This is a genomic window from Bradyrhizobium sp. NAS96.2, from assembly GCF_001908235.1.
In the GTDB taxonomy this organism is placed as follows: Bacteria; Pseudomonadota; Alphaproteobacteria; order Rhizobiales; family Xanthobacteraceae; genus Bradyrhizobium.
Window position 1 is genome coordinate 20,033 of record NZ_LGHK01000057.1, and the last position, 9,324, is coordinate 29,356.

General features: G+C 60.1%; 11 protein-coding genes. 8 read left to right on the plus strand and 3 right to left on the minus strand.

Features of this window, described 5'->3' with window-relative positions:
• Nucleotides 1–55 precede the first annotated feature (55 nt).
• Genes AC628_RS14110 through AC628_RS14125 form a run of 4 tightly spaced genes read left to right on the plus strand, consistent with a single transcriptional unit; the run spans nt 56 to nt 3,250 of the window.
• On the plus strand, nt 56–1,162 hold the full coding sequence (locus tag AC628_RS14110) for a cupin domain-containing protein (protein WP_074127415.1): 1,107 nt from the start codon (nt 56–58) through the stop codon (nt 1,160–1,162).
• A 44-nt stretch (nt 1,163–1,206) separates the two neighbouring features.
• Nucleotides 1,207–2,115, plus strand: coding sequence for a fumarylacetoacetate hydrolase family protein (locus tag AC628_RS14115; protein WP_074127416.1), 909 nt, complete (start codon nt 1,207–1,209; stop codon nt 2,113–2,115).
• Complete coding sequence (locus AC628_RS14120; RefSeq protein ID WP_074127417.1) at nt 2,115–2,546, plus strand: acyl-CoA thioesterase; 432 nt, start codon at nt 2,115–2,117, stop codon at nt 2,544–2,546. The genes AC628_RS14115 and AC628_RS14120 overlap by 1 nt, the downstream gene beginning before the upstream one ends.
• The gene (locus AC628_RS14125) at nt 2,543–3,250 is read left to right on the plus strand and encodes a hypothetical protein (protein WP_074127418.1); all 708 of its coding nucleotides are present in this window, start codon (nt 2,543–2,545) and stop codon (nt 3,248–3,250) included. The genes AC628_RS14120 and AC628_RS14125 overlap by 4 nt, the downstream gene beginning before the upstream one ends.
• Before the next feature lie 254 nt (nt 3,251–3,504).
• Here the strand turns inward: AC628_RS14125 and AC628_RS14130 are convergent, their stop codons facing one another.
• Nucleotides 3,505–3,993 (minus strand): lipocalin-like domain-containing protein, encoded by a 489-nt coding sequence (locus AC628_RS14130; RefSeq protein ID WP_074127419.1) that lies wholly within the window; start codon nt 3,991–3,993, stop codon nt 3,505–3,507.
• A gap of 260 nt (nt 3,994–4,253) precedes the next feature.
• Here AC628_RS14130 and AC628_RS14135 point away from each other — a divergent pair, with 260 nt between their 5' ends.
• The 4 genes from AC628_RS14135 (at nt 4,254) to AC628_RS14150 (ending at nt 7,061) form a co-directional block, all read left to right on the plus strand.
• Nucleotides 4,254–4,901 carry a glutathione S-transferase family protein gene (locus AC628_RS14135; RefSeq protein ID WP_074127420.1) on the plus strand — a complete coding sequence of 216 codons (648 nt, stop codon included), beginning with the start codon at nt 4,254–4,256 and terminating at the stop codon, nt 4,899–4,901.
• Between the two features lie 530 nt (nt 4,902–5,431).
• Entirely contained in the window at nt 5,432–5,620 is a 189-nt protein-coding gene (locus tag AC628_RS14140; RefSeq protein ID WP_074127421.1) for a hypothetical protein, read from the plus strand.
• Nucleotides 5,621–5,953: 333 nt separating this feature from the next.
• Entirely contained in the window at nt 5,954–6,352 is a 399-nt protein-coding gene (locus tag AC628_RS14145) for a CidA/LrgA family protein (RefSeq protein WP_168193373.1), read from the plus strand.
• Nucleotides 6,339–7,061: an LrgB family protein gene (locus AC628_RS14150; RefSeq protein ID WP_074127423.1), complete on the plus strand. Its 723-nt coding sequence runs from the start codon at nt 6,339–6,341 to the stop codon at nt 7,059–7,061. The genes AC628_RS14145 and AC628_RS14150 overlap by 14 nt, the downstream gene beginning before the upstream one ends.
• A gap of 202 nt (nt 7,062–7,263) precedes the next feature.
• On the opposite strand, the gene AC628_RS14155 is transcribed toward AC628_RS14150, so the two are convergent.
• Nucleotides 7,264–9,036: an adenylate/guanylate cyclase domain-containing protein gene (locus tag AC628_RS14155; protein ID WP_074127424.1), complete on the minus strand. Its 1,773-nt coding sequence runs from the start codon at nt 9,034–9,036 to the stop codon at nt 7,264–7,266.
• Nucleotides 9,037–9,070: 34 nt separating this feature from the next.
• Nucleotides 9,071–9,324: hypothetical protein (locus AC628_RS44765; protein ID WP_210190204.1), on the minus strand; the 254-nt coding region annotated here is incomplete at its 5' end.

The following is a 9,324-nucleotide window of genomic DNA, read 5'->3' on the forward strand; positions in this document are numbered from 1 at the left end:
CGACAGTGGTGGGATGTGGCGACAGGACGACATGAACTAAGACTTGGAGGACAGCATGGGCGAGAACATCATCGGCCGGGCCAATGTCGAGGATACCCCGGAGCTCAAGGCCTACTACAAGGACCTCGAGAAGTTCGAGGCCGGCGCGCTGTGGACGGTCGCCAACAAGATCGAGCCGTGGCAGCCGCAGTCGGCGTCCGTTCCCGTTCTCTGGCGCTACAGCGATCTGCGTGAGCATGTGCTGCGCTCGGTTGAGCTGGTCTCGCCCGAGAAGGCGGGCCGGCGGGTGATCTACCTCAACAATCCCGGTCGCCGCGACGTGTCGGCCGCGGTCGGCTGGCTCTATTCGGGCTTGCAAGTCATGCACCCCGGCGAAGTGGCCTCCGCCCACGCCCACTCGGCCTCGGCCTTGCGCTTCATCATGGAAGGGGCGGGTGCCTACACCATCGTCGACGGTCACAAGATGACGCTCGGCGCGCGGGATTTCGTGCTGACGCCGAACGGCACCTGGCATGAACATGGCGTCGAGGCAAACGGCTCGGTCTGCATCTGGCAGGATGGGCTCGACATTCCGCTCGTCAACGCGCTGGAGGCCAATTTTTTCGTCGTGCACCCCAAGATCCAGCAGGAGGAGTCCGGCTATCCCGTCGACGACATGACCAAGACCTGGGGCAATCCCGGTCTTCGGCCGGCGGGCTCGCGCTGGTCGAACGGCTATTCACCAATGTTCAAATATGAGTGGGAGCCGACCTACGAGTCGCTGCTGAAATACGCCGCCGCGACCGACGGATCGCCCTATGACGGCATCCTTATGAACTACATCAATCCGATCACTGGCGGACATGTGATGCAGACCATCGGCGCCAGCATGCAGATGCTGCGGCCGGGCGAGAAGACCAGGTCGCACCGCCACACCGGTAGCTTCCTCTACCAGGTCGCCAAGGGGCACGGCCATTCCGTGATCGGCGGCAAGCGGTTCGAGTGGCAGGAGCGCGACATTTTCTGCGTTCCCTCCTGGGCCTGGCATGAGCACGGCAACCCCTCCGAAAGCGAGGATGCCTGCCTGTTCTGCTTCAATGATTTGCCTGTCATCGAGGGGCTCGGCCTCTACCGGGAAGAGGCCTATGGCGACAATGCCGGCCATCAGCCGGTCGCGGCCTGACATTTCTCGGCAGTATTCAACCCGAATAACCGGATCAAGCTTTCATGCGTCTTGTCACCTACACTCTGGGCTCCAGCGGCGGCCGCCTCGGGGTCGTCGTCAACGGATTGGTCGTCGATGTCGAGCGCCTCGGCGCGTCACGCGGCCTTGTCTGGCCAGGCGACATGCTGTCCTTCATCGATAACGCCGTCACGCTGCTGCCGGCGTTGAAGCAGTGCCTGGACAGCACCAACGGCAGCCTGCCGGCCGGTGCAGCCGTTCCGATCGAGGATGTGAAGCTGCAGGCACCGATCCCGCGCCCGCGCAAGAACATCTTCGGCATCGGGCTGAACTACCGCGCGCATGTCGCGGAGTCCGCCAAAAGCCTGGACACCGACAAGGATCTGCCGAAGCAGCCGGTGGTGTTCTCCAAGCCGCCGACCTCGGTGATCGGGCCGGGCGCCGCGATCCAGCACAATGCCGGCATGACGCAGCAGCTCGACTGGGAGGTCGAGCTCGCCGTCATCATCGGCAAGACCGCGACCCGCATCCCGGTCGAGAAGGCGATGGATCACGTCTTCGGCTATTCCGTGATGATCGACATTTCCGCGCGCGACAATCGCCGCGCCGGGCAGTGGATCTTCTCCAAGGGCATGGATACCTACGCGCCGTTCGGCCCCTGCATCGTGACCGCGGACGAGATTCCGGATCCGCATGATCTCAGGCTCTGGCTGACCAAGAACGGCGTCATGAAGCAGGACTCCAACACCAAATACATGATCTTCGACATTCCGGCTTTGATCGCCGACATCTCGTCCGGCATGACGCTCGAGCCGGGCGACATCATCGCGACCGGAACGCCCGAAGGCGTCGGCGCCGGGATGAGCCCACAGGAATGGCTGTGGCCCGGCGACGTGGTCGAGGCCGGCGTCGATGGCGTCGGCGTCATCCGCCACCCGGTTGTCGCGATCTGATGACGTCGTTCTCGTTCGATCGCGAGCTGAGGTTCGGCGATTGCGATCCGTCGGGGATCGCCTATTTCCCGTCCTACCTCAACATCCTCAACGGCGTGGTCGAGGAGTTCTGGGCCACGATCGGCTTTCCGTGGCCGGAACTGATCACGGTCCGCAAGATCGGTACCCCGACGGTGCACCTGACCTGCGACTTCTCACGGCCGTCGAAATTCGGCGACCGCCTGTCGTTCGCTTTGCACATCGTCAGGATCGGCCGCGCGTCGCTGCATCTGTCGCACGTGGTCACGGGCGTCGATGGCCTGCGCTGGCGCGCGCGCCAGATCCTTGCCGCGACCTCGCTCGCCGATCATCACGCGATTCCGTGGCCGGATGACGTGCGCGCGGTGCTCGTGTCGCATCTGCAAGCCGGCGAGGAGGCGGCGGCATCATGATCTCGCTGTTCATGACGTTCTCCGATCCGACAGGCGAGCGGCGAATTCACGCGGACGATCTTGCGGCCGCGGCCGCCATGATCGGCTCGATCCCGGGGATGGCCGAAGGCCTGCTGTTTACGCCGCTGGAGCAATCGGTCGATCATCCCTACAAGGCCGACGGGGCCGGGCCGGCCTTTACGCTCCAGCTCCGCTTTCCGAACCTGTTTGCGTGCGAGGCCGCGATGGATCGCAGCGGCGTGCTCGCAGGTCTTGCGGTGGCCAGCGGACTGCCGAGCCTTGCCGGATTGGAGGTGACGCACCAGGCGATGGTGACGCGCGCCTTTCCGGTCGACGACGCCACGCATGCGAACGGCACGGTCACGCCATGCAGCTACCTCGTGCATTATCCCGGGCCGGCCGACGACATGAATGCCTGGAATCTGCACTACCTGGAGCATCATCCGTCGATCATGCAGACCTTCCCGGATGTGCGCCAGATCGAGATCTACACGCGCATCGATTGGGTCGACCGGCTGCCGTCGCAGCGGGTCGAGTACATGCAGCGCAACAGGCTGATGTTCGACAGTCCGCAGGCCCTTGCACGCGCGCTGGGCTCCGACATCATCGAGCGCATGCGCGCCGACTTCGTCCAGTTTCCGCCGTTCGCGGGCGGCAACAAGCATTTTCCGATGCTGACGAGGGTGGTACGGCCCATAGCATGATGGGATCAAGGCTGGTTGCGAGCCGCGCTGGAGATGCGCTCTTTGACTTAGTTAGGCCGTGAACCCATAAATCTGCCAACGCACGGCTTGCCAGAGTCCGCTATGCTTCGATAGCGACCAAATTCTGCAGGCAGCTAAATGACGCGAAGGGCCGACAAGAGACTTATGCGACGTAACGGAAGGCGTTCGGGGCATGCACGCGCGGCGCATGCACTCATAGTCGCCCGGCTCGCGAAGGTAGGTTATTGAAACTTCTATTTCGTTTTTTCGAATACAAGGAGGCTCCTCTGCATCCCCTTATCGGCCCAGTTTGGCATTATTCGCCACGTCGAAGTGACTTGAAGGCGATCCCCGTCTAATTTGAAAAAGCGTGTTTGCTCGGTGCCCACCCATTCAGGGTTCCAGGCAACATCGACCTTCGTAATCCATTTGTCCCCTTCGAGACGGTACATGCCGGTGTAGGCGGCCATGCTGTTTAGCAGATCGGCGCGATCTTCGACTGTTTGTGGTGGCTTGCGCCCCTCTCCAGTCAGGACAAACATTACACGGCCCTCAGCCGTGAAAATTGCGTATCCCGTAGGGGAGCGTCCGAAGACGGGTTCTTTCTGCCCGGTGGCTTGAATTTCAATTTCTTGGGAAACCAGTTTCCAGATGCCGATCACCTTCTCGCGGTCATCGGCAAAGCTCGGATACGCCGCAATAAGCCACCCAACGATGGCAACAAGGCATTTTAACGTGGACATAAGAAGTTTCCCTCCAATGCTCTGCCCTTTTGGTACTCGGTGGGCTGACACTAGCGCAGGAATTGAGCGGCTGAAATGTCAGTTCCGGGTCAATCGCTACAATCTAGCCCTGTGTCAGTAACGTCCGGTCTACCCCACGCAGCGGACAGGTGCGAGGTCGGGCGCATTGGTCGCGATGGGCCAACAGCCGACCTACTGCGACACAAGGAATTTCTCTATACTATCCTTGTCGCCCACACAGCCGCATCGAGGTTACAGCCATGAAGCTATACTACCTCGCCGGTTCATGCGCCCTTGCCCCACACATTGCGCTTGAGCACAGCGGACTATCCTACCAAGCCATCCGCGTGGAGCGTGGTAAGCAATCAGACCCAAGCTATCTCGCTATTAATCCTCTCGGACGAGTTCCTGCGCTCGTGACTCCAGCCCACGGCACGATCACGGAGGTCCCCGCAGTTCTCGGTTATGTCGCGGATATGGCGCCCGACCTTGATCTCATGCCTGTCCCCGGAACGCCGCAACGATATGAAGCGCTGCGCTGGATGGCCTACCTTTCGAGTACGATTCATCCCGCGTTTGGCCGGCTTTGGCGGGCCGAGCGGTTCGCCAGCGACACCGCCTGCATTGGTTCTGTCCAAGAAGCAGCAGCGAAGCAGTTGGCTGCAGACTTCGCCTATATCGACAGCCAGCTCGCAATTCGGAAGTGGATTGCAGGGACGGATGATTTCACTGTCGCTGACCTCTACCTATTCGTGTTCGGTCGCTTGGGCTTCAGGGTTACGCCAAGCACGCGCGATTTTCCGAACTTCCACCGGCACACTTTGTCTATCGCTGCAATAGAAGCCACCAAGAATGCAATAACGCAGCAAGGGATTACACTGGAGGGTCCAAAGTCAGGGCCTGGATAGCAGCGCGGCCCGTCATGTTCGTTCGCCGCTCTGGGTCACGAGCGTCGTCCGCTGCGATAGACGGCGGCCTGACGATTTCCGCTATGCCCCGTTAGCGACCAGGGTCGTATGGTGGTGCAATATGTCGCGAAGGGCCACCAGGCGACATCGGCTCAGGAACAAATTCGACGCCGCGGTTCGCGATGTCGTGAACGCGTTTCGAGCGGCTCGGTATCGGCGAAACAATCGCCCGCCGGACGAAACGACTTTTCCAAAGCTGCGAAATTATCCAAGAACAGATTGGGCGTATTGTACTCGTGAGATTTCGCCATCGGTCGATCACGGTGGAGGCTGATAAAAAGATACTTTCCCGAATGGGCTGCCTATCGCCGTTGCAGGTGCTGCGAAAAAATTGAGCTGTCATTCGGATCTTCGAGGGCGAATAATCCTGTTGGTGCGGGCGCGCTTGTGAACGATTTCACTGCACCGTTGTGCCTGCCAAGCGATAATGCCTTGCGTATTGAATGGAAGTAATTTGCAGGAGGGTTGTCATGAAGATTGCAATTCCCGCAATTCCCCACTCTACGATTCGATCCACACTGCCTATCGGCAATCACGGCGGCTTGATCACCGTCGGATACGTGGTTTTGGCGCTCGTCGCAATCGCCGCGATCTACTTGGCAGCGGGGCAGTCGGGTGTCACCCAAGCTGAGCTCGCGATTGCAACGGTATTACCGTGACCAATGATCGCCTGCGACTGACCACGTGGTGCGTTGCTGTATCCATCATCACGGCGGTCTGCGTATGGACCTTGATCGGTTCGCCTGAAAACCGAACCGAACACTCCTGGCGCCATTTGTCGTCGGAAATGGCCGCACGCAACTAAAGCGTTTTCGAGCGAAGCGAATACCGGCCCGCGTGAAGAAGCGCTTCAAACGGGAATCGAGGGCTCCGTTCCGATTCCATCGAACGAAAGCAGCTCTGGGGCATGAGCCCGTGAATGCGCATGGTGGTCCGCGAATGGACGGACACCAAAAATTATTCCGCGAAAAATGATTTTGGAGATGATTGCCATGCTTGAACAGATTGCTCGCGTACTCTTGTGGCTTTCCCTGGGTGAAATTGCCGCCAAGTCTAGCTTGTGGCCGCTTCCCGCGCCAGTCACCGGCCTCATTCTGCTCTATGCCGAACTCGCCATTCGGGGACGGCTGCCCGATGATCTGGGTATCCTTGCAGACCGACTGCTTCAGTTTCTGGGCATGTTGTTTGTGCCGGCAGGCGTCGGCGTGATCGCCTATTTGGATGTCTTTAAGACCGAAGCAACGCCAATTTTGGCCGCGGTGATTGGAGGCACCGCCATTACTCTTTTTGTCACGATGGTTGTCGTGAACCGGCTCGGCCGAACGATTGCAATAAGTCGGGAGCCGGGGTCCGAACGCGTCGAGGGAGCAGCACGCGATGTCAACGCTTGATCTGACAAATTTGACCTGGGTCAGCCTGGCTGACCAACCGATCCTGGAAACAGGTGCGACCGTATTCGCTTTCTTGGCAGCAACTCGCATATCGCGCCTCGGCGGCAATCACCCGTTGCTCAACCCCACCCTTCTGGCGATCGTCCTCATTTCGCTCGGCCTCGAAGCGACACATATCCCCTACAAGACGTATTTGCGCGGCGCTGACCCGATACACTTTATGTTGGGGCCTGCGGTCGTTCTGTTGGCCGTACCGCTATTTCGTCAGCGGGCCGTAATCCGCGCTTCCGCACGGTTGATCGCGGTCGGATTGGGTGTCGGATTGCCCGTTGGGGTCCTAAGCGCTGTCGGCATTGCCTGGGTTATGGGGGCAAGGTCGCAGACCATCCTTTCCTTGGCGCCCAAGTCGGTCACTGCCGGAATTGCGGTCGGCATTTCCGAGCAGATCGGTGGTCTGCAGACGCTTACGATTGTGCTCGTGATCATGACCGGCATTACCGGAGCCGTCCTCGGCCCACTTATCGCGCGCCTTGCTCGTATTGACGATCCGCGTGTCGTTGGGCTGACCATGGGCATTGCCTCCCACGGAATCGGAACCGCGCGGGCACTCCAGATCAACGAGGTCGCTGGTGCCTTTTCCGGGCTCGGGATGGGCCTAAATGGCGTACTCACAGCCATCCTGCTTCCATTGATTTTTCAGCTGTTCTGAATTGTCGACCAACGACTGGGATAGACGCCAATATATCTGGCACAGTCGTTTTAGACCTCGCACCGGCGGGTCGGCACTTCCTGTCTTCATTCGGAAGCGGACTTCGTCACGGCCGTCCGGCATGTCTCAAGAGGGCCACAAGCTGACTCGAACCGCCTTATTCGATGACGTCATCGACAACGATCAACGGCTGCCTCCTCGTTCACTTCGGCATCCCGGCCTTGCGTAAGCCTTCGAGGAACTGTTTTCGATGTTCCATGCATCCAAAGGGACGGTTGAGGCGCTCGTCGTTCGTGGTCAACGCGGGCATGCGCCGCAACAACTGATCCAGCGCAACTCGCGCTGCATCTACTCGACGCAATTGACCATTCGCCGCAGCTAGTACGGCGTAGATGTCTGGAAATTCCGAATTTTCTTCGGCAGCGTGGCTAGCGAATTCGATCGCGTCTTCATATCGCTGCGTCAACAAAGCCGCCCAGCCCTTGCACAACACCCAAATGACCAGCAGGGGATCGCGCGGGCTGAGCCGGATTGCCTCGTCGAGGTGCGGCAGGGCGGCATCGTAGTCGCCGCCGAAAGCGTAGCTTACGCCGAGATATCCACGCGCGAACACTGAGTTAGGATCGATATCGAGGGCCCGCCGCAGCCGGCGTCGGGCTTCTTCGTGCCGACCGGAGAACAGATCGTAAATGGCTAGTGCGGTATGGGCGGCCGCATCGCCGTCATCAATGGCGACCGCGTTGTGCGCGGCCTCGCCGAGCCGCGCATGCGACTTGGCGCGCCCGTCGCCCCACCCAAAGACGGCCTCGAAATGGCAGGCAAAGGCGAGATCGCTAAGCGCCATCGAATTGGCCGGATCAAGCGCTATGGCTTGAACGAGCAGACGTCTTGCCTCCGCCAGATCATCCTCGGTGAAGCGGCGGATGTGCCAGTGCGCGCGCATGATATGGTCCCACGCATCGAGCTGGCTCGGATCTTTGCGCTGCGCGTGCTGCATCTCGGCCGAGATGATGCCGGGTGCGATAGCGCCGGTGATATTCCGCGCAATCTCGTCCTGGACGACAAACACATCGGCCAACTCGCGGTCGTAGCGATCCGCCCAGAGGTGATGGCCGCTCGCTGCATCGATTAACTGGGCCGTGATGCGCACGCGATTGCCGGCCTTGCGCACACTGCCTTCGAGCACGTAGCGGATGCCGAGTTCGCGGCCGACGTGACGCACATCGACGGATTTGCCTTTGTAGGTGAATGACGAGTTGCGGGCGATAACAAACAACCAATGCGCCTTGGATAGTGCCGTGATGATGTCTTCGGCGATGCCATCGGCGAAGAACTCTTGCTCGTTATCACCGCTCATGTTCTGGAACGCCAGAATCGCGATCGACGGCCTGTCTGGCAAAGCCAATGCGGGCTCCGGGGACCGAGACGTCCTAGGCTCCCGGCCGGACACAAGGAGGATACGGTAAACATGGACGGGTTTGACGATATTCTTTAGGGCTTGGTCGCCCATATCCTCGACATCGAAGGCGATCTTGCCGCGCGCGTGATTGAGGACGGTCTGCGATATGCAGATGCCGCCCGGCTCCGCTAAACCCTCCAATCGAGCCGCAATGTTGACGCCGTCACCATAGAGGTCGCGTCCCTCGATGATCACGTCGCCAAGGTTGATCCCGATGCGGAACTCTATGCGTCTCTCCAGAGGGATATCGGCATTGCGCTCGCGCATGCCCTGCTGGACCTCGATCGAGCAACTTACCGCGTCCACGACGCTCGGAAACTCGATGAGCATGCCATCGCCCGTGGTTTTCACGACACGACCGCGATATTGCTTGTTCTTGGGGTCGATCAGCTCGCGGCGATACTCCTTCAGGCGGGCCAGCGTGCCGGCCTCATCCGCACCCATCAACCTGCTATAACCGGCGACATCGGCAGCGAGTATAGCGGCGAGCTTGCGTTTGACCTGATCCGAAGCCATCCGGGGTTCCCTCCCGCCGGAGACCCTCTGCGGATCACCGCAGGTGGCGGGATGATATCACATCCGCGCATCTTTGGCCGGAAAGTTCGGGCAGTTCATCGCTGGTCGAGAACATCGGGCCCGTGGCCGCATTGCCCGATTGTCCGCTTGGGGTGTGCGCCGTGAGAAGGCGGCGCTTTCCAGTGGGTGCAAACCCCACCCGGCAAACGCTCCAGCCGGAAGCAATCGGAGCAGTCATGGAGGTAACGAAGTGGCTGAAGCCTTCGATTAGCGTGTCACGAATTGGTG